Below are 19,648 nucleotides of genomic sequence, written 5' to 3'. Positions count from 1 at the left end.
CATAATTCTGTTGATTTCCATGAATTCCCATGGCATCCCTTGTTCATCCGATGAGGACGAGGCAGATGGGGCACCAAACGACCCCGAACCAAAAATACTAATCAGGTTTCATACAGGCATCTCGCTTTCATCAACTAACAGATCCGGCGCGCGGGCGAGCAGACATCCCCCCAGGTGGCGCGCGCAGCTGGACATCCCGCACAGCGGGCGAATGCGGCGGGTTGATCAGTGGCAGCAGATCAACCCGCCGTTTTTACTTCCGGGGGGTGAAATTTGGGTGGGGCGCAAGCGAAAGGGACAGTCGTCTTGGCGCGCAGGTTTAGAGGTGAAAGCCACCATAAGGTGGATACGAAGGGCAGGGTGTCGATCCCGGCCTCGTTTCGCCGTGTGCTCGAAGCCTCTGACGCCAACTGGCAGCCCGGTGATACGCCAGAGCTTGTGATTGTCTATGGCGACCACCGCCGCAAATACCTTGAGTGCTATACCATGGAAGCCATCGACGAGGTCGATGCCAAGATCGACGCGCTCCCGCGTGGATCGATGCAGCGCCGGATGCTGCAGCGCATGTTCCATGGTCAGTCTTTCCCGACCACAGTGGATGAGACCGGTCGTCTGGTGCTGCCTGCTAAGCTGCGCAGCAAGATCGACCTCGAAGGTGAGGCGTTCTTTATAGCCGCTGGTGACACGTTCCAGATCTGGAAGCCCGAAACTTATGAAGTTGAGGAGCTGGCCAAGGCCGAAGAATGGATGGACGATCTGCCGGACGATTTCGACCCGATGGTCTATCTTGATGGCATCGAGGATGCGTGACGGCATGTCCGGCGCTCAGACCCCCTCTGATAATCCCCACATTCCCGTTTTGCTGCGCCCGTTGCTGGCGGAGGTTGCGCCTGTGTCGGGGGTTTGGCTTGATGGCACCTTTGGGGCTGGAGGCTATACGCGCGGACTGCTTGAGGCCGGGGCTAACAAGGTGATCGGCGTGGATCGCGATCCGCTTGCGTTTGAGATGGCTGCGGATTGGGCCGGAGAATATGGCGACCGGCTTGTGATGCAGTCGGGTGTGTTCTCGCGTATGGATGAGTATGCGCAGGATTTGGACGGCGTCGTTCTGGATCTGGGTGTCTCGTCCATGCAATTGGATCAGGCCGAACGCGGGTTTTCTTTCATGAAAGACGGCCCGTTGGACATGCGGATGAGCCAGCAGGGCGACAGCGCTGCCGATCTGGTCAATGAAGCGACTGAGGCGCAACTGGCTGACATCCTGTTCCACTACGGAGAAGAGCGTGCCAGCCGCCGCATCGCCAAGGCTATCGTTAAGGCGCGGACCGAAGAGCCGATTACAAAGACACTACGTCTGGCTGAGATCATTGAATCCTGCCTGCCGCGCCCCAAACCCGGGCAGTCACATCCCGCCACGCGCAGTTTTCAGGCGCTGCGCATCGCGGTGAATGCAGAGTATGAAGAGCTGTTTCAGGGCCTCATGGCTGCTGAGCGCGCGCTGAAGCCAAGCGGGCAGCTGGCGGTGGTGACTTTTCATTCGGTCGAAGATCGCATGGTCAAACGGTTCTTTCAGTCGCGGGCGGGAAAGACGGGCCGTGCGAACCGCTATGCGCCCGAACTACAGGAAGAAAACCCGCAATTCACTCTGAAAACCCGCAAGGCCGTTGGGCCGGATGATCAGGAATTGCAGGAAAACCCGCGTGCGCGGTCGGCCAAGCTGCGCGTCGCCATTCGGACCGATGCCCCGGCGGGGGAAATTGACGCCCGCGCCATCGGAATGCCGCAACTGGGGGGAAGAGTGAGATGAAGAGTGTATTGTATGTGCTGACCGCGCTTTCGGTTTTTGGGTTGGCGCTGTGGGCTTATCAGGAAAACTACCGCACCCAGCAAGTGCTGAAAGAAACCCAGTATTTGCAGCATCAGATCGGTTCGGCGCAGGCGAGACTGGCCGTTTTGAACGCCGAGTGGGCCTATCTGAACCGGCCCGATCGGCTGCGCGAACTGGCTGATCTGAACTTTGAACGGCTGGGCCTTTTGCCTCTGCGGGCCGAACAGTTTGGCAGTGCGGATCAAATTGTCTATGCCGAGGACCCCGATCTGCCCATTGTCGACCCGATTGAGTTGCAGGCCATCACCGATCTGCAGGCGTTGCAAGAGGTGCAGATCCCATGACCCGTACACCTCTGCGCCCGCTCGCCCGCATTCTGGACGCCCGTGCTCGTGGTGAAAACCCCAAGGCGATTGAGCGTGAGAATATCCGCCAGCGCCATGAGGGCATGAAAGACCGGGCCCGCGCCCGGGCCGAAGGCCGCCTGCTGGTGCTGGGTCTATTCTTCTTCTGCGCGTTCTCAGTCGTCGGCTTCCGCATGGGCATGCTCGCCACATCCGAGGCGCAAGAGCCGCTAGCCAGCGCGCCGGGGGCCTCCATCGCGATGCAGCGCGCCAATATCGTGGACCGGGAGGGGCGCATTCTGGCGACCAATCTGGACACCTATTCCGTCTACGCCCAGCCGCCACTGATGATCGATCCAGTGGCCGCTGCGGATGAGCTGGTCCGGATTTTTCCCGATCTGGAAAAAGAGCGACTTGTCAAAGACTTCACGGGAAATCGTAAATTCCTGTGGATTAAGAAACGCATTTCGCCTGAGCAAAAGCAGGCGGTGCATGACATCGGCGATCCGGGCATTCTGTTTGGCCCGCGCGAGATGCGTCTCTATCCCAACGGTCAACTCGCTGCGCATATTCTGGGCGGCTCAGGCTTTGGCCGCGAAGGTGTCAGCGCCGCTGAAGTGATCGGTGTGGCCGGTGTCGAGAAACAGTTCGATGACTATCTACGCGATCCGGCCAACGGCAACAAGCCGCTGCAATTGTCACTGGATCTGACCGTTCAGGCGGCGGTTGAGCAGGTGCTGTATGGCGGCATGAAAATCATGAACGCCAAGGGCGCTTCGGCGGTGCTGATGAACGCCCATACGGGTGAGGTCGTTTCGGCCGCGTCTATGCCGTCCTTCGATCCCAATGACCGGCCGCGCCCGCCGACCTCGGGCTTTGATCCCTCGGACAGCCCCCTGTTCAATCGTTATGTGCAGGGCGTGTATGAACTGGGCTCGGTCTTCAAAATCTTCACTGCAGCGCAGGCGGTGCAGCTGGGACTGGTGAATTCCGAGACCGTAATCGACGCATCGGGCCCGATGCGGATCGGTCGTTTTCCGATTGGGGAATTCAACGGCAAGAACTATGGCAAGATCAGCGTGGCCGATGTGATCGTTCACAGCTCAAACCGGGGCACAGGGCGACTGGCCTTGCAGATCGGGGCCAAGCGGCAGCAAGATTTTCTGCGTACGCTCGGTATGTTCGAGCCTACCCCGTTTGAGATTGTTGAGGCCAAAGGCGGTGAACCGCTCAAGCCTAAGAAATGGGGTGAGTTGAGCACTGTCACCATCTCGTATGGCCACGGTCTGTCGACCAGCCCGATGCATCTGGCGGCGGGTTATGCGGCCATCGCAAATGGCGGACATTATGTCAGCCCCACGATCCTGCGCCGCAATGGCCCGCAATATGGTCCCCGCGTGATGTCGGAATCAGCCGCACGACAATCGCAACAAATGCTGCGCAAAGTTGTCACCGACGGCACCGCCAGCTTTGGCGATGTTGCCGGGTACGAGGTGGCCGGCAAGACCGGGACCGCCGACAAGCCCAAGCCTCGCGGGGGATATTATGACGACAAGGTCATTGCTACGTTTGCGACCATCTTTCCGGCCTACGATCCGAAATATGTTCTGATCGTCACGCTGGATGAGCCTTCGATCGTTGCGCATGGCGAAAAGCGCCGCACAGCGGGCTGGACTGCGGTACCAGTAGCGGCCGAGCTGATCGGTCGGATTGCGCCTTTGCTAGGGCTGCGACCACGGCTTGAGCCTGAGGCGCGCGCTGCTATAACGCTGACCTCAAATTAGGCTGTCCGGCAAGAGGTGGGTCATGGGCATTCGGTCAAAGAAACTCAGCCAACTGGCCCTGACCGCGCGGGGCGGCGCGAACCCCGACATCACGGGGCTGGCCGTTGACAGCCGCGAGGTCAAGGATGGCTACCTGTTCGCGGCCTTGCCCGGTACGCGGGTCCATGGTGGTGAGTTTATCCAATTCGCTTTGCGCATGGGCGCAACGGCAATCCTGACCGATGCACAAGGCACCGAAATCGCCGCTGACGAGCTGGCCGCGTCGAATGCAGCGCTGATTGTGGTCGAGGACCCGCGCCAGGTGCTGGCCTATTCCGCCGCGCTTTGGTTCGGCGCGCAGCCACAGACCATCGTGGCGGTCACCGGCACCAATGGCAAAACCTCGGTCGCCACATTTGTCCGGCAAATCTGGTCCGAACTGGGCCGCGCTGCCATCAACCTCGGCACCACGGGCGTTGAGGGGGCGTGGACCGCCCCGCTGGCGCATACAACTCCCGAGCCAATCACCCTGCATCGCTGTCTGGCCGAAGCCGTCACAAATGACGTAACCCATGCGGCGATGGAGGCCTCCTCGCATGGCCTCGAGCAGCGCCGTTTGGACGGGGTGCAATTGGCCGCTGCCGGGTTCTCGAACTTCACGCAGGACCATCTCGACTACCACGACACGTTCGAGGCTTACTTTGCCGCCAAGGCAGGTCTCTTTGATCGTGTCCTGCCCGAAGATGGCACCGCCGTCATCAATCTCAGTGATCCCAAGGGGTCCGACATGCGCCGGATCGCTGAGGCGCGCGGTCAGTCTGTTCTGACTGTTGGGCTGGGCGACGCCGACCTGTGCCTGTTGAACCAGCGCTTTGACGCAACCGGGCAGGATTTGCGCTTTTCCTGGCGCGACAAGGTTTTCCAGACCCGTCTGAACCTGATCGGAGGGTTTCAGGCCGAAAACGTCCTGCTGGCCTGCGGGCTGGTTATTGCAGGTGGAGAAGATCCGGAACGCGTTTTCGAAACGCTGCCGCACCTGACCACTGTGCGTGGCCGGATGCAGCTTGCCGCCACCCGCGACAACGGCGCGGCGGTTTTTGTCGACTACGCGCACACACCCGATGCCGTGGCCACCGCGCTTAAAGCGATGCGCCCGCATGTCATGGGCCGCCTAATCGCCATCGTTGGGGCAGGCGGGGATCGCGACGCCACGAAACGCCCCCTCATGGGCAAGGCCGCAGCAGAAAATGCTGATCTGGTCTTTGTGACCGATGATAACCCCCGCAGCGAAGACCCGGTCAGCATCCGCACCGCCGTCATGCTCGGTGCGCCTGAGGCCACCGAAGTGGGCGACCGGGCCGAGGCCATTCTGCGCGGCATCGACGCGCTGCAACCCGGCGATGCGCTGTTGATTGCGGGCAAAGGGCATGAGACCGGCCAGATCGTGGGTGATCAGGTTTTGCCTTTCGACGATGTAGAGCAGGCCAGCATCTCGGTCGCCGCGCTGGATGGGAGGGTCGCATGACGCTCTGGACCGCAAGCGAAGCTGCTGAGGCGACGGGCGGGCGTGCAACGGGCGATTGGACCGTGAACGGCGTGTCGATCGACACCCGGACATTGCAGCCGGGGGACCTGTTTGTTGCCCTCAAGGCCGCACGGGACGGTCATGATTTCGTGGCGCAAGCGCTTGAGAAAGGTGCCGGCGCCGCGCTGGTTTCGCATATTCCCGAAGGGGTCAACGAAGACGCTCCGCTGCTGATCGTAGATGAAGTGCAGGCCGGGCTCGAAGCACTGGGGCAGGCTGCGCGTACGCGCAGCTCTGCGCGTGTTGTTGGAGTGACGGGTAGCGTTGGTAAAACCTCGACCAAGGAAATGCTGTCCACGATCTTATCCGCGCAGGGCAAAACCCATGCCAGCGTCGCCAGCTACAATAACCATTGGGGCGTGCCCCTGACGCTGGCGCGGATGCCGCGCGACACCGAATATGCGGTGATCGAGATTGGTATGAACCACCCCGGAGAGATCGCTCCGCTGGCGCGTCAGGCCCAACCGCATGTGGCGCTGGTTACAACGGTCGCCGCGGTTCATCTTGAGGCGTTTGACTCGGTCGCTGGTATCGCCCGGGAAAAAGCAGGCATATTCGAAGGTCTTACCGATGGCGGCTCAGCCATTGTGAACGCAGATATCGAACACGCTGGAATTCTGCGTGATTGCGCGGCGCAGCGCGGGGCTAAGATCATCGACTTCGGGACGAAGGCGGGCGCGTTTACGTTGGGCGATGTGACCCAATCCGCCGATGCTGTTCGCGCGGTGGCATCGGTGGGCGACACCCCAGTCGCCTTCGATGTGCAATCTGCCGGCACCCATTTCGCGATGAACGGGTTGGGGGCGCTTGCGGTATGCGTCGAGCTTGGTGTCGATCTGGATCAGGCCATCGCAGGATTGCGTCAATGGTCCCCGGTTAAGGGACGCGGCGTTCGCGAGAGGTTGTCTTTGGCCGCAGGTGGGCAGATCGAGCTGCTCGACGACAGCTACAACGCCAACCCGACCTCAATGAATGCGGCTCTGGATGTGTTGGCTGCGTCGAGTGGCAAGCGCAAAATCGCGTTTCTGGGCGATATGAAAGAACTGGGCGCACAGGAACTGGCCATGCACGCTGCCATGGCGGATGTTGACGCCATGGCCCGGGTCGATCAGGTGCATTGTATCGGCCCGCTGATGAAGGCCCTGCACGAGGCTTTGCCCGCTACGCAGCGGGGTCTCTGGTTCGAGACAAGCGATGAGATGGCAACCAGGCTGCCCGAGCTGGTTCAGGACGGTGATACGGTTCTGGCCAAAGGCTCGCTCAGCATGGCGCTGGCACGGATTGTTGACGGTTTGCGTAAAATGGGGCAAGGGAGCGCGCTTGATTGACAATCGCGCCTCGGGTCTCTGTGTGAGAAAGGTTTTGGTATGCTCTATTGGTTGACCGCTCTGTCGGACGGAGGGGATTTCTGGAACCTCTTCCGCTATATCACGTTCCGTGCAGGCGGTGCCTTTCTGACAGCGCTGATATTTGGGTTCTTGTTTGGCAAGCCGCTGATCAATGTGTTGCGCCGCAAGCAGGGCAAGGGACAGCCCATTCGCGATGACGGCCCTGAGGGCCATTTTTCAAAGGCGGGCACGCCAACGATGGGCGGGTTGCTGATCGTGGGCGCATTGATCACATCGACCCTGATCTGGGCGCGCTGGGACAATCCGTATGTCTGGATGGTGCTATTCGTGACGCTGGCCTATGCGGCTATCGGCTTTGCTGACGACTATGCAAAAGTGTCCAAGCAAAACACCAAGGGCGTGTCGGGTAAGATGCGTTTGGCGCTTGGGATCATCATTGCGGTGCTGGCAGCGCTTTGGGCGACGCTGCATCATCCCGAGGCTCTGCAGAACCAGCTGGCGCTGCCGATTTTCAAGGACACGCTGATCAATCTGGGCCTGTTCTACATCCCGTTCTCGATTATTGTGATCGTGGGCGCGGCCAATGCAGTCAACCTGACGGATGGTCTGGACGGGCTAGCTATCATGCCGGCCATGATCGCGGCCTCGACACTAGGCGTCATCGCCTACGCGGTTGGGCGGGTCGACTTTACCGAATATCTGGATGTGCATTACGTGCCCGGCACGGGCGAGATTTTCATCTTTACATCTGCGCTCTTTGGTGCGGGGCTTGGGTTCTTGTGGTACAACGCGCCACCCGCAGCTGTATTCATGGGCGATACCGGATCGTTGGCGCTGGGTGGCGCTTTAGGCGCGATTGCGGTAGCGACTAAGCACGAGTTGGTTCTGGCCATTGTAGGCGGCCTGTTTGTGGTCGAAGCGCTGAGCGTGATTGTTCAGGTGCTCTATTTCAAACGCACAGGTAAACGGGTGTTCCTGATGGCGCCGATCCATCACCATTATGAGAAAAAGGGCTGGGCCGAGCCAACCATCGTGATCCGGTTCTGGATCATCTCGCTGATCCTGGCGATGATTGGGCTGGCGACGCTGAAAGTCCGGTAAAGCTCCCGCCAGGTTCGGTGGGCCTGCGGCCCACCTGCCACCTGTTGGGCCCGGCTCGCGCTGCCGCGCGAGCCTGATCACGCCCTTGCCATTGGCAAATCCTTCGGTGCAGTGTGGCGGCAAATTCAACATCGAAAAGGTAAATCGAATGATCCCGGTCAAAGGGTTTTCAGGGCAAAAGGTTGCGGTTCTGGGGCTGGGGCGTTCAGGGCTGGCTGCTGCGCGAGCATTGCAGGCAGGTGGGGCCGAGCCGGTGTGTTGGGATGACAACCCGGCTGCGCGCGAGGCAGCTGAGGACGAAGGTTTTATCTGCACTGATCTGCATCGACAGGGGGCGCTCGATCAGATCGCATCTCTGATCGTGTCGCCGGGCATTCCGCACCTGTACCCCAAGCCCAACCCGGTTGTTGCCGCTGCATTGGAGGCGGGGGTGCCGGTCGACAACGATATCGGGCTGTTCTTTCGCTCGTTCGCCGGGCCTGAATGGAACAACTATGACACGCCGCCAAGGGTGATTGCCGTCACGGGATCAAACGGCAAATCGACCACCGCTGCCCTGATCGACCACATCCTGTCCGAGGCTGGACGTGATGTGCAATTGGCAGGGAATATCGGGCGCGGCGTTTTGGATATCGATCCAGGAACCGATGGGTCGGTCGTAGTGCTGGAGCTTAGCAGTTATCAGACAGAGCTGGCCCGCGCGCTGACCCCGGACGTGGGTGTTTTCACCAACCTCTCGCCCGACCATCTGGACCGTCATGGCGGTATGGGCGGGTATTTTGCCGCCAAGCGCCGCCTCTTTGCGGAGGGTGGACCGGATCGGGCCATCATCGGCGTCGATGAAACCGAAGGCGCGTTTCTGGCCGGGCAACTGGCAGAGGGGCCTGCCGATGACAGGGTGATCCGCGTCTCGGTCGAACGTAAACTGACCGGGCCGGGTTGGCAGGTCTTTGCGCGCAAAGGGTTCCTGTCCGAATATCGCAAAGGGCGTCAGGCGGGATCGATTGATCTGCGGGCAATCAAAGGTTTGCCCGGTGCGCATAACCACCAAAACGCCTGTGCGGCCTATGCCGCCTGCCGCGCGCTTGGGTTGGCACCACGCCTGGTCGAGCAGGCGTTGCAGAGCTACCCCGGCCTGCCGCATCGCAGCCAGATCATCGCCGAAGCGGATGGCGTCATTTATGTGAACGACTCTAAGGCAACCAATGTCGACAGCGCGCACAAGGCGCTGAGCGCGTTCAAAAACATTCGTTGGATTTGCGGCGGGCTCGAGAAAGAGGGGGGGATCGCCGCGCTCAACAGTGCGGCGGGCTCAGTGCTGAAGGCTTATGTCATCGGGCGCGAGGCCGCCGGATTTGCCATGCAGCTGGATGTTGAGACGCAGGTGTGTACCACCATGGCTGCAGCCGTTGAGCAGGCGATGCAGGATGCAGGCCCGGATGAAACCGTTTTGCTGGCACCGGCAGCCGCCAGTTTCGATCAGTATGACAATTTCGAACAACGTGGCGAAGATTTCACTGAGCAGGTGCGCCAACGGCTGGACGGCTCGTTCATTTGCAATTGATTGCCAGTTCGGCCAAGCTTAGGTGCTATCAGCTTGACGCACCATGACTATTGGTTTTTGCCTGCCTGCAATTCAACACGAGGTTATGATTATGCCATATCGTAAGTTTTCTCTTATCCTGCCCGCCATTCTTGCCGTCGGCGCCTGTACCAATGTCGGGGCGAACTATCAGCCTGTGATCGATGGTCCCGTCAGCCCGAATTACAATGCAGATTTGGCGCAGTGCCAGGCATTGGCGCGGTCGCAGCCGGTTGTTGACAACAGAACGGCTGGTGCTGCAGCGATCGGTGCCGCTGGGGCCGCAGGGACCAAGGCGATCATCGACGACAGCGCCAGCGACCTTGGTCGCGCGGCTGTTGCCGGTGCTCTTGTGGGTGCCGGAGCCAGCGCGCTTCAGAACACGCAAAATCAGGAAGTCATCGTGCGCAACTGCATGCGCGGACGTGGCTACAACGTCGTAGGTTAACAGGCGGCGATGGCCGTTCCGGCGGCGTGGCCTGAGGACCACGCCCATTGGAAGTTATAGCCACCCAACCAGCCGGTGACATCCACCGCTTCGCCAATTGCATAGAGGCCGGGGACATCCCTGGCCTCCATCGTTTTGGACGACAGATCATCAGTATCGATCCCGCCTAGTGTGACCTCGGCGGTGCGATAGCCTTCGGTGCCTGACGGCAGCAAGCGCCAGTCGGATAGGGCTGCGACCAGTTCGGAAAGTCTGGTATCGGAATGATCAGCCAGATTGCCGGAAATCTGCATCTGCGCGGCCAGATACTCGACCAGCCGCGTGGGCAGATGCCGCGCCAGTTCGGTGGTCAACGCCTTGCGCCCGCCGCTCTGGCGCTGGTCACGCAGCAGATCATACAGTGGCAGATCGGGGATCAGGTTGACACGGATCTCTTCGCCTTCGCGCCAATACGAGGACAGCTGCAGCACTGACGGCCCGCTGAGCCCGCGATGGGTGAACAGCAGCGCCTCGTCAAAACCGGTTCGGCTGTTGGACAGGCGAGCTGGCAGAGAGACGCCCGACAGGTCTTTGAACTTACCATCTGAAAAGGTGAACGGCACCAGAGCGGCCCGCGTTTCGGTCAACCGCAACCCGAATTGCTGCGCGATATCATAGGCCAACCCGGTTGCGCCCATCTTGGGGATCGATTTGCCGCCAGTGGCCAGCACCAGTTTGGCGCAGGTGAGTTTGACGCGCTGCCCCTCACGCTCAACCTCCAGCGCAAAACCTGTCTCGGTCTTGCGCAGGTTTTTCAGCTCGGTCCGCACCCACAGCTCGGCCCCGGCGCGGTCCAACTCTGCCAGCAGCATCTGGATGATTTGCTTGGACGATCCGTCGCAGAACAGCTGCCCCAGAGTTTTCTCATGCCACGCAATTCCGTGATGCCCAACCAGATCGACGAAATCCCATTGGGTATATCGCGCCAGCGCCGATTTGCAGAAATGCGGGTTCTGCGACAGGAAATTGCTTGGCCCTGCATACATATTGGTAAAGTTACAGCGCCCGCCGCCTGAGATACGGATTTTCTCGCCCGGTGCCTTGGCGTGATCAATCACCAGAGCGCGCCCACCGCAGTGGGCAGCGCACATCATGCCGGCGGCACCGGCCCCAAGGATGATCGTGTCATAGGTCATGCGGCCCGCATGGCGTGGAATGGCGGGGATGACAAGAGGAGAGCTTGATTTGTTGCATACATCAGGGGTTTGCCCTGCTTTCCACATTCGCATACCAACGTGATGAAGGGCTACCCAATCGGAGACCGATCAATGCCACAGAATATCACCAAAGGGATCAAAGCGCTCCTTGCCGAGGCCAATGCTGTCGTACAGACCATACCCGTTGAGCAGGCCAAGGCGCTGGTCGACAGTGAAGACCACGTGCTGGTCGATCTGCGCGATATTCGTGAGTTGCAGCGAAGCGGCAAAATACCCGGTGCTTTTTCCTGCCCGCGCGGCATGCTGGAGTTCTGGATTGATCCTGACAGCCCGTATCACAAGGAGATCTTCAATCAGGACAAAACCTATGTGTTCTACTGCGCCAGCGCTTGGCGCTCTGCGCTGAGCGCCAAGATTGCGATGGAAATGGGGCTGGCTCCGGTGGCTCATATCGAAGGCGGCTTTACCGCTTGGGTCAAGGCGGATGGCCTGGTCGAACAGCTCGACTGATACTGCCTGGCAACTCGGATGATCCTGTCAAAGGCCATGCGTTGCGCTTTGCGCGCAAAGGGGCTGCATCATGTGCCTACTTCGATCAGGACAGCTGGCAGCTCAACGAGTAATAAGGCAGTCATTTTCGTCAAAGAAAAACCTGATCCCCGGTTCCTTTGCAAAGTTCAACTGGGGCACAACAAACACTCTGATCGAGTCCTGAAAGTTATCCGGAACGTATGACCGGAATGGCGGTTGGGGCGAGTCCTCGAATGCCCAGCCGCGTGAAATGGATGTGGCAACAAGCGCGGATTTCTTAAGGCAATCCTGTGCAGCGGCGTCGCGGATGAAATTGGCATAAGCCCTCGTCGAGTCCCTGACGTTTCGAACGTCCCAGGCCAGCAAAGATTGGTAGGCCAGCGCGAGTGCCAAGACAAGAAACGACAATAAAACGGCAAGTTTCTTCATTGCAGTGAACGTACAAGAACCTGCGACAAGGGCAAGGTCGATATCCCCTCTTGGGTGCAGAGTTTCTGCTCCTCGATTTGGTCGGCTGAAGGGCAGGCGGGGCCCGTGATGGTTCTCCTTTCAAGCGCAGATGATCGATTCTCCGCTGATCAAATGCGAAATTCCCTCTTGGCCCTTATTCTACTGGCCCAAACGCCAAAACCGCTGTAGAGTCTCAGTCAGACCCCGAAAAACGGGGCGTTAACGAGGCAGTAAGTGGCGGTATCTCATGACTGAGATGGTGTATGGCGCGGTTCAGGACCAGCGCGGTGAACCGATTCTACCAAAGTGGTGGCGGACGATTGATCGCTGGACGATGTCCTGCGTTCTGATCCTGTTTGTCATCGGGTTGCTCTTGGGGCTGGCCTCGTCGCCGCCACTGGCCGGGCGCAACGGGTTTGATCCGTTCCACTATGTCGAACGCCAGGCCCTGTTTGGCGGGCTGGCGCTGATGGCGATGCTGCTGACATCGATGATGTCGCCTACGTTGGTGCGACGACTGGCGGTGCTGGGTTTTCTGGCGGCCTTTGTGGCGCTGGCCTTTCTGCCCATCTTCGGCACTGATTTTGGCAAAGGTGCGGTGCGCTGGTACTCATTGGGTTTTGCCTCGCTGCAACCGTCTGAATTCTTAAAGCCGGGCTTTGTCGTCGTGGCCGCTTGGCTGCTGGCCGCCTCGCAAGAAATCAATGGCCCCCCCGGGCGGCTCTGGTCTTTTGCGCTGTGCGTGGCGATTGGGGCAATGCTGGTTCTGCAACCCGATTTCGGTCAGGCCTGTCTGATCCTGTTTGGGTGGGGTGTCATGTATTTCGTCGCCGGTGCGCCCATGCTCCTCTTGGTTGGCATGGCCGGAGTTGTGGTTCTGGGCGGCATGCTTGCCTATTCGAATTCAGAACACTTTGCCCGCCGCATCGATGGGTTCCTGACCCAAGAAGTTGATCCGACAACGCAGCTCGGCTACGCGACCAACGCGATCCGCGAGGGCGGTTTGTTCGGCGTCGGCGTGGGTGAAGGGCAAGTGAAATGGTCGCTGCCCGATGCCCATACCGATTTCATCATCGCCGTGGCGGCCGAAGAATACGGCCTGATCCTCGTGCTGATCATCATCGCACTCTATTCGATCATTGTCGTCCGCTCGTTGCTGCGCCTGATGCGGGAACGCGACATGTTCATCCGTCTTGCGGGTACTGGTCTGGCCTGCATGTTCGGCGTTCAGGCCATGATCAACATGGGCGTCGCCGTGCGTCTGCTTCCCGCCAAGGGCATGACGCTGCCCTTCGTCAGCTATGGCGGCTCATCGCTGATCGCAGGCGGCATCGCCGTGGGCATGTTGCTGGCCTTCACCCGCACTCGTCCGCAAGGCGAGCTGGGTGATATTTTGCGCGGACGAGGCTGATGAGCAAACCTTACCTCCTGATTGCAGCAGGCGGCACCGGGGGCCATATGTTCCCGGCGCAGGCGCTGGCCGAGACGATGCTGCACAAAGGCTGGCGCGTGCGCCTGTCGACCGACGCGCGGGGTGCGCGCTATACCAGCGGCTTCCCGCACACAACTGAGATTATCGAGGCGTCCTCGGCCACCTTCGCGCGTGGCGGTCTGGCCGCCAAGGCCATCGCGGGTCCCAAGATTGCGGGCGGCGTAACCAGCATGGCGTTCCAGCTATTGCGTGACAGACCGGATGTTGTCGTGGGCTTTGGCGGTTATCCGTCGATTCCGGCACTGGGGGCGGCAACGATGCTGAAAATCCCCCGCATGATCCACGAGCAAAACGGCGTTCTGGGCAAGGTCAATCAACTCTTCGCCACCCGCGTGGCACATGTGGCCTGCGGTGTCTGGCCTACCGAGCTGCCCGAAGATGCCAACGGGGTTCACACAGGTAATCCGGTTCGGGCTGCCGTACGGGAACGTGCAGGCGCGCCTTATATCCCGCCCGGAGAATATCCGATGTCGGTGCTGGTCATGGGCGGCTCGCAAGGTGCGCGCGTGCTCAGCGATGTGGTGCCCGGGGCGATTGCAGCAATGCCCGAGTTTCTGCGTGGCTTCATTCGCGTCTCGCATCAGGCGCGAGATGAGGATGGCGAACGGGTCAAAGCCTTCTATGCCGATCATGGCATTCGCGCCGATGTGCAGCCGTTCTTTAATGACGTGCCCCGCCGCATGTCCGATGCGCAACTGGTCATCTCACGCTCGGGCGCGTCCAGCGTTGCTGATATCTCGGTCATCGGTCGCCCGTCGATCCTGATCCCCTATGCGGCCGCAGCAGGTGACCATCAAACCGCCAATGCGCGCGGGCTGGTCCAGGCGGGCGGGGCGATCATGATCCCCGAAAACATGCTTGACGTTCGCGCACTAACCGAGCAAATGACCACGGTTTTAACCAACCCCGAAGCCGCACAGAAAATGGCCCATGCTGCCTTATCGGTCGGAGCGCCTGACGCAACCGAGCGTCTGGTCGCCCTCGTCGAACAACTGGCGCAGAAGGAGACCGCATGAACCCCGCAACCAAACTTCCACAGGACGTAGGGTCGATCCACTTTGTGGGCATCGGCGGGATCGGGATGTCGGGGATCGCCGAGGTTCTGCTGAACCTTGGCTATCAGGTGCAGGGCTCGGACCTGAAGACCTCGAAAATCACGGATCGTCTGGCCGGTTTGGGGGCCGAGATTTTTGTCGGTCAAAAAGCCGAGAATCTACAAAACGCAGCTGTTGTTGTGATCTCAACCGCGATCAAACCCGGCAACCCGGAACTGGACGAGGCCCGCAAACAGGGCCTGCCCGTCGTGCGCCGCGCGGATATGCTGGCCGAACTGATGCGCCTCCGGTCAAACATTGCCATCGCCGGAACCCACGGCAAGACGACCACCACCACGATGATGGCCGAGCTGATGGTTGCGGGCGATTTTGATCCCACCGTGATCAATGGCGGCATCATTCATGCCTATGGCTCGAACGCGCGGATGGGGCAGGGCGAATGGATGGTGGTTGAGGCCGACGAGAGCGACGGCTCTTTCAACCGTCTGCCTGCCACGATTGCCATCGTCACCAATATCGACCCCGAGCACATGGAACATTGGGGCGATTTCGACACGCTGCGCGATGGGTTCTACGAATTCGTCTCGAACCTGCCGTTCTATGGCCTTGCCGTTTGTTGCACTGACCATGCCGAGGTGCAGACGCTGGTGGGACGCATCACCGATCGCCGTGTGCGCACCTATGGGTTCAACGCGCAGGCTGATGTACGGGCCGAAAACCTGACCTATAAGGGCGGCGTTGCGCATTTCGACATTCACCTGCAATACGAAGACAAGGTGATCGAGGGCTGCACTCTGCCGATGCCGGGTGATCACAACGTCTCAAACGCGCTCAGTGCCGTGGCTGTGGCCCGTCATCTGGGTATGAAAGCGTCGGAAATCCGCGACGCTCTGGCCAATTTTGGCGGCGTCAACCGACGCTTCACCAAGGTGGGGGAGGTCGATGGCGTATCCATTATCGACGATTACGGCCACCACCCGGTTGAGATTGCCGCCGTGCTGAAAGCCGCGCGTCAGGCCACGGAGGGCCGCGTGATCGCCGTTCACCAGCCGCACAGATACTCGCGCCTATCGAACCTTTTCGAGGATTTCTGCACCTGTTTCAACGACGCAGATGTCGTGGCCATTGCCGAGGTCTTCGCCGCCGGAGAAGACCCCATTGAAGGTGCCTCGCGCGATGATCTGGTCGAGGGGCTGATCCGCCACGGCCACCGCCACGCCCGCGCGCTGTTGCATGAGGATGATCTTGAGCGTCTTGTCCGCGAACAGGCCCGCCCCGGTGATATGGTGGTCTGTCTGGGGGCGGGTACAATTAGTGCCTGGGCCAACGGATTACCCGAACGATTGCAAAGAAAACAAGCTGTTTGACGTTAAATTGTCTTTGGATACACAACTTTAAGGTGTAAGTTTGCGTTGGCGAAAGCCGGTCAGGTTTCAGAGGGACACATGTATTTATCCGTTGTCTTTTCGGCCCTTTGGGTGGTCTGCGCCACGATTGTGGCGATGCTGCCGATGCGGTTGCAGTTCCCGCCGGGGATTGTGCTGCTCATCTGTGCGCCGGTTCTTATCCTGTGGCTTGGTCATGATTTCGGATGGTTCCTCTCGGCGCTGGCTTTTGCGGGCTTTGTGTCGATGTTCCGCAATCCCATCCGCTATTACTGGCGCAAATGGACCGGGCACGAGGTGGCAAAATGACGTGGTCGATTGCGCTTGCCGGTCTCTGGGGGCTGGCCGCCAATGTGATGGCGATGATCCCCAGCAAAGACAACCATTGGACCCGCGCCTATTTCCTGATCGCAGTGGGTATCCCCATTCTGGGCTATGTGACCTATGAAAATGGCCCTTGGGTAGGACTGATTGTTCTGGCGGCTGGCATGTCCGTGTTGCGCTGGCCGGTGATTTATCTCGGCCGGTGGTTGCGCAAACGCATCTGACAGCTTGCCATGCCACGGCAAATCCGCGATCTAGCGGTTATGACAACGCTTCCGACACCTCGCGGCAAACTGACCCAAAATCGATCTTTGAACGACCTGACATGGCTGCGTGTCGGCGGACCGGCAGATTATCTGTTTCAGCCCGCCGATCTGCAGGATTTGCAGGACTTCCTGCGCGATCTGCCCGAAGACGTTCCGGTCTTTCCCATGGGGGTTGGCTCGAACCTCATCGTCCGAGATGGAGGTCTGCGCGCTGTGGTGATCCGGCTGGGGCGCGGCTTCAACGGCATCTCGGTGCAAGGCAACACCGTGACCGCAGGGGCCGCCGCGCTGGATGCCCATGTGGCGCGCAAGGCGGCGGATGCAGGTGTCGATTTGACCTTTCTGCGCACCATTCCCGGTTCGGTTGGCGGGGCCGTGCGGATGAATGCCGGCTGCTATGGCAGCTACACGGCGGATGTGCTGACCAAAGCCACCATCGTTACCCGGCAGGGTGAACTTGTGGACCTGACCCCCCAAGACCTCAATTTCCGCTATCGCCAATCCGACCTGCCCGAAGGCGCAGTGCTGGTCTCGGCCACGCTTGAAGGGCCCGCAGGTGATCCGCAAGAGCTGCATGCCCGCATGGAAGCGCAGATGAAAAAACGTGACGAAACCCAACCCACCAAAGACCGCAGCGCCGGGTCGACCTTTCGCAATCCGGCCGGGTTTTCTTCGACCGGGCAGGCCGATGATGTGCACGATCTCAAGGCGTGGAAAGTGATCGACGATGCCGGAATGCGCGGAGCCACGCGCGGCGGCGCGCAGATGAGCTCCAAGCATTCCAACTTCCTGATCAATACCGGCACCGCCAGCGCCGCCGACCTCGAAGGTCTGGGCGAAGACGTGCGAAAAAAGGTTTACGAAACAAGTGGCATCACGCTAGAGTGGGAAATCATGCGGATCGGTGATCCGCTGACAGAATAAAGCCCCGACCGTCAGACCAAAACAGGCAAATTCAGGCGACGGATCAAAGGCATAAACGCAGTACGGACCACTACATAAGGTCCGGGGACATTGAGGCGCACATTGGGTATGTCGAGCAGGACAAACCCCAAAGTGGCGGTATTGATGGGCGGCCCCTCGGCGGAACGCGAGGTGTCTCTCAGCTCTGGGCGCGAATGCGCAGCCGCCCTTAAGGGAGAAGGCTTTGAAGTGGTCGAGCTGGACGCAGGTCCGGACCTCTGCGCGCGCCTATCAGACATCAAACCGGATGTGGTTTTCAATGCCCTGCATGGCCGCTGGGGCGAAGACGGCTGTGTGCAGGGCCTGCTGGAATGGATGCGCATTCCCTATACGCATTCCGGTGTGCTGGCCTCGGCGCTGGCGATGGATAAACAGCGCAGCAAAGAGGTCTATCAGGCCGAGGGCCTGCCCGTCACGCCCAGCGTGATTGTGCCCAAGGTTGAGGTGGTCGAGGTCCATGTGATGGAACCGCCTTATGTGGCCAAGCCTAATAACGAAGGCTCCAGCGTTGGCATTTATATCGTGCATGAAAATGCCAACGGTCCGCCGCAACTGGACGAGGATATGCCTGACCTTGTCATGGTCGAGAAGTATATTGCGGGTCGCGAACTGACTGTCACCGTGATGGGCGACCGCGCCCTGACCGTGACCGAGATCATGACCGATGGTGGCTGGTACGACTATGACGCCAAATACAAGCCCGGCGGCTCGTGGCACGTGCTGCCTGCCGACATCCCGCAGGATATCTTTGACCGATGCATGGACTATGCGGTCAAAGCGCATAATGCGCTGGGGTGTCGGGGCGTATCACGCACCGACTATCGCTGGGATGACACATTGGGCGCTGACGGGTTGTTCCTGCTGGAAACCAATACCCAGCCCGGCATGACGCCAACCTCACTGGTGCCCGAACAGGCCGAGTATCGTGGCATGACCTTCGGCCAGCTCTGTGCCTGGATGGTGGAGGACGCCTCATGCGACCGCTGACCGCCAGACGTGCCCCGGTGATCCACCGCTCCAAGCTGCCAGCCGGGCCGGATGCCGAGTTTGAAACGGCCGATGTGGAAAGCCAGGGCAGAAAGCCCGTGATCCGCCTGCGCGGCGCAAAGGTCTTTGGCCGCACCGCGCGGCGCTCGGATCCCGCGCCCTCGGTGCTGAGTTATCGGTTCCAGCGATGGATGCTCACGCCGGGCATTCGTTTGGGGGTCAAGGTCGGCTTGCCGCTATGCGCGGTGGCCGCAGCGGTCGGGCTGTATTTCGCATCCGAAGACCGGCGCGCGGCGCTGTCTGACTATGTGGCCGAGATCAAGACGTCGATTCAGGAGCGCCCGGAATTCATGGTCAATCTCATGGCTATCGACGGGGCAGGTACCGATCTGGCCGAAGATATCCGTGAGGTGGTGCCGCTGGATTTCCCCATCAGCTCGTGGGATCTGGATTTCGAGCAGATGCGCAACGTGATCACCGAGCTTGACCCGGTGAAATCCGCCACCGTGCGTGTGCGTCCCGGTGGTGTGCTGCAGGTCGACGTGGTCGAGCGTCAGCCGGTCATCGTCTGGCGTACCCGTGAAGGGATCGAGCTGCTGGATGAGACCGGCGCACATATCAAACATGTGTCGGCGCGCGCGGATCACGCCGATATGCCCCTGATTGCAGGCAAAGGGGCCGATCAGCACGTGGTCGAAGCGCTTGAGATTCTGACCACCTCGCGCAGCCTCGGTGACCGGGTGCGTGGTCTGGTTCGTATCGGCGAGCGCCGCTGGGATCTGGTTCTGGATCGCGGTCAGCGCATCATGCTGCCAGTCGAACGCCCTGTGCGCGCACTAGAGCATGTCTTGGCCGTGAACGAGGTGCAGGATCTGTTGGAGCGTGACGTGGCGGTGGTCGATATGCGCCTGGGCCAGCGTCCGACCATCAGAATGACCAAAGCCGCCAGCGAAGACTGGTGGAATACAAAAGTGACAGTGGATAGCGGGCAGTAACAAC

The 19,648-nt window shown here is 60.1% G+C and carries 20 protein-coding genes; 18 read left to right on the top strand and 2 right to left on the bottom strand.

What is annotated here, in order from left to right; genetic code table 11:
* Nucleotides 1-342: 342 nt before the first annotated feature.
* From mraZ to ACR0I7_RS07005, 9 genes are all read left to right on the top strand, one after another.
* Nucleotides 343-810: a division/cell wall cluster transcriptional repressor MraZ gene (gene mraZ, locus ACR0I7_RS07045; RefSeq protein ID WP_480509509.1), complete on the top strand. Its 468-nt coding sequence runs from the start codon at nt 343-345 to the stop codon at nt 808-810.
* Nucleotides 811-814: 4 nt separating this feature from the next.
* Nucleotides 815-1,807 carry a 16S rRNA (cytosine(1402)-N(4))-methyltransferase RsmH gene (gene rsmH, locus ACR0I7_RS07040; protein ID WP_480509734.1) on the top strand — a complete coding sequence of 331 codons (993 nt, stop codon included), beginning with the start codon at nt 815-817 and terminating at the stop codon, nt 1,805-1,807.
* Nucleotides 1,804-2,172 (top strand): cell division protein FtsL, encoded by a 369-nt coding sequence (ftsL, locus tag ACR0I7_RS07035; protein WP_480509508.1) that lies wholly within the window; start codon nt 1,804-1,806, stop codon nt 2,170-2,172. Before rsmH ends, ftsL begins: the two co-directional genes overlap by 4 nt.
* Nucleotides 2,169-3,956, top strand: coding sequence for a peptidoglycan D,D-transpeptidase FtsI family protein (locus ACR0I7_RS07030; RefSeq protein WP_480509507.1), 1,788 nt, complete (start codon nt 2,169-2,171; stop codon nt 3,954-3,956). The genes ftsL and ACR0I7_RS07030 overlap by 4 nt, the downstream gene beginning before the upstream one ends.
* Before the next feature lie 22 nt (nt 3,957-3,978).
* Nucleotides 3,979-5,460 carry a UDP-N-acetylmuramoyl-L-alanyl-D-glutamate--2,6-diaminopimelate ligase gene (locus ACR0I7_RS07025; RefSeq protein WP_480509506.1) on the top strand — a complete coding sequence of 494 codons (1,482 nt, stop codon included), beginning with the start codon at nt 3,979-3,981 and terminating at the stop codon, nt 5,458-5,460.
* On the top strand, nt 5,457-6,848 hold the full coding sequence (locus tag ACR0I7_RS07020) for a UDP-N-acetylmuramoyl-tripeptide--D-alanyl-D-alanine ligase (protein ID WP_480509505.1): 1,392 nt from the start codon (nt 5,457-5,459) through the stop codon (nt 6,846-6,848). Before ACR0I7_RS07025 ends, ACR0I7_RS07020 begins: the two co-directional genes overlap by 4 nt.
* A gap of 39 nt (nt 6,849-6,887) precedes the next feature.
* Nucleotides 6,888-7,970 carry a phospho-N-acetylmuramoyl-pentapeptide-transferase gene (gene mraY, locus ACR0I7_RS07015; protein ID WP_480509504.1) on the top strand — a complete coding sequence of 361 codons (1,083 nt, stop codon included), beginning with the start codon at nt 6,888-6,890 and terminating at the stop codon, nt 7,968-7,970.
* A gap of 148 nt (nt 7,971-8,118) precedes the next feature.
* A complete protein-coding gene (gene murD, locus ACR0I7_RS07010) occupies nt 8,119-9,534 on the top strand; it encodes a UDP-N-acetylmuramoyl-L-alanine--D-glutamate ligase (protein ID WP_480509503.1) in 1,416 nt (471 codons plus the stop codon).
* A gap of 91 nt (nt 9,535-9,625) precedes the next feature.
* Entirely contained in the window at nt 9,626-10,000 is a 375-nt protein-coding gene (locus ACR0I7_RS07005) for a glycine zipper family protein (RefSeq protein ID WP_480509502.1), read from the top strand.
* Here the strand turns inward: ACR0I7_RS07005 and ACR0I7_RS07000 are convergent.
* The gene (locus ACR0I7_RS07000) at nt 9,997-11,175 is read right to left on the bottom strand and encodes a BaiN/RdsA family NAD(P)/FAD-dependent oxidoreductase (protein WP_480509501.1); all 1,179 of its coding nucleotides are present in this window, start codon (nt 11,173-11,175) and stop codon (nt 9,997-9,999) included. The genes ACR0I7_RS07005 and ACR0I7_RS07000 overlap by 4 nt on opposite strands.
* A 132-nt stretch (nt 11,176-11,307) precedes the next feature.
* Between ACR0I7_RS07000 and ACR0I7_RS06995 the strand changes: the two genes are divergently transcribed.
* Nucleotides 11,308-11,706, top strand: a complete 399-nt coding sequence (locus tag ACR0I7_RS06995; RefSeq protein WP_480509500.1) for a rhodanese-like domain-containing protein — start codon at nt 11,308-11,310, stop codon at nt 11,704-11,706.
* 102 nt (nt 11,707-11,808) lie between these two features.
* Here ACR0I7_RS06995 and ACR0I7_RS06990 read toward each other — a convergent pair whose 3' ends face one another.
* Nucleotides 11,809-12,156, bottom strand: coding sequence for a hypothetical protein (locus ACR0I7_RS06990; RefSeq protein WP_480509499.1), 348 nt, complete (start codon nt 12,154-12,156; stop codon nt 11,809-11,811).
* Nucleotides 12,157-12,424: 268 nt separating this feature from the next.
* Between ACR0I7_RS06990 and ftsW the strand changes: the two genes are divergently transcribed.
* From ftsW to ACR0I7_RS06950, 8 genes are all read left to right on the top strand, one after another.
* Nucleotides 12,425-13,588: a putative lipid II flippase FtsW gene (ftsW, locus tag ACR0I7_RS06985; protein WP_480509498.1), complete on the top strand. Its 1,164-nt coding sequence runs from the start codon at nt 12,425-12,427 to the stop codon at nt 13,586-13,588.
* A complete protein-coding gene (locus ACR0I7_RS06980; RefSeq protein ID WP_480509497.1) occupies nt 13,588-14,685 on the top strand; it encodes a UDP-N-acetylglucosamine--N-acetylmuramyl-(pentapeptide) pyrophosphoryl-undecaprenol N-acetylglucosamine transferase in 1,098 nt (365 codons plus the stop codon). The genes ftsW and ACR0I7_RS06980 overlap by 1 nt, the downstream gene beginning before the upstream one ends.
* Nucleotides 14,682-16,091 carry a UDP-N-acetylmuramate--L-alanine ligase gene (gene murC / locus ACR0I7_RS06975; RefSeq protein WP_480509496.1) on the top strand — a complete coding sequence of 470 codons (1,410 nt, stop codon included), beginning with the start codon at nt 14,682-14,684 and terminating at the stop codon, nt 16,089-16,091. Before ACR0I7_RS06980 ends, murC begins: the two co-directional genes overlap by 4 nt.
* Nucleotides 16,092-16,169: 78 nt before the next feature.
* Complete coding sequence (locus tag ACR0I7_RS06970; protein ID WP_480509495.1) at nt 16,170-16,418, top strand: DUF2484 family protein; 249 nt, start codon at nt 16,170-16,172, stop codon at nt 16,416-16,418.
* Nucleotides 16,415-16,657 (top strand): DUF2484 family protein, encoded by a 243-nt coding sequence (locus tag ACR0I7_RS06965; protein WP_480509494.1) that lies wholly within the window; start codon nt 16,415-16,417, stop codon nt 16,655-16,657. Before ACR0I7_RS06970 ends, ACR0I7_RS06965 begins: the two co-directional genes overlap by 4 nt.
* A gap of 39 nt (nt 16,658-16,696) precedes the next feature.
* Complete coding sequence (murB, locus tag ACR0I7_RS06960; protein ID WP_480509493.1) at nt 16,697-17,623, top strand: UDP-N-acetylmuramate dehydrogenase; 927 nt, start codon at nt 16,697-16,699, stop codon at nt 17,621-17,623.
* A gap of 102 nt (nt 17,624-17,725) precedes the next feature.
* Nucleotides 17,726-18,649: a D-alanine--D-alanine ligase gene (locus tag ACR0I7_RS06955; RefSeq protein ID WP_480509732.1), complete on the top strand. Its 924-nt coding sequence runs from the start codon at nt 17,726-17,728 to the stop codon at nt 18,647-18,649.
* Nucleotides 18,637-19,644 carry a cell division protein FtsQ/DivIB gene (locus tag ACR0I7_RS06950; protein WP_480509492.1) on the top strand — a complete coding sequence of 336 codons (1,008 nt, stop codon included), beginning with the start codon at nt 18,637-18,639 and terminating at the stop codon, nt 19,642-19,644. The genes ACR0I7_RS06955 and ACR0I7_RS06950 overlap by 13 nt, the downstream gene beginning before the upstream one ends.
* Nucleotides 19,645-19,648: the final 4 nt, after the last annotated feature.

This window comes from Ruegeria sp. AM1, from assembly GCF_056540745.1.
Note: the sequence above shows the minus strand (reverse complement) of the source record. Positions and strands in the feature narration are given on the sequence as shown.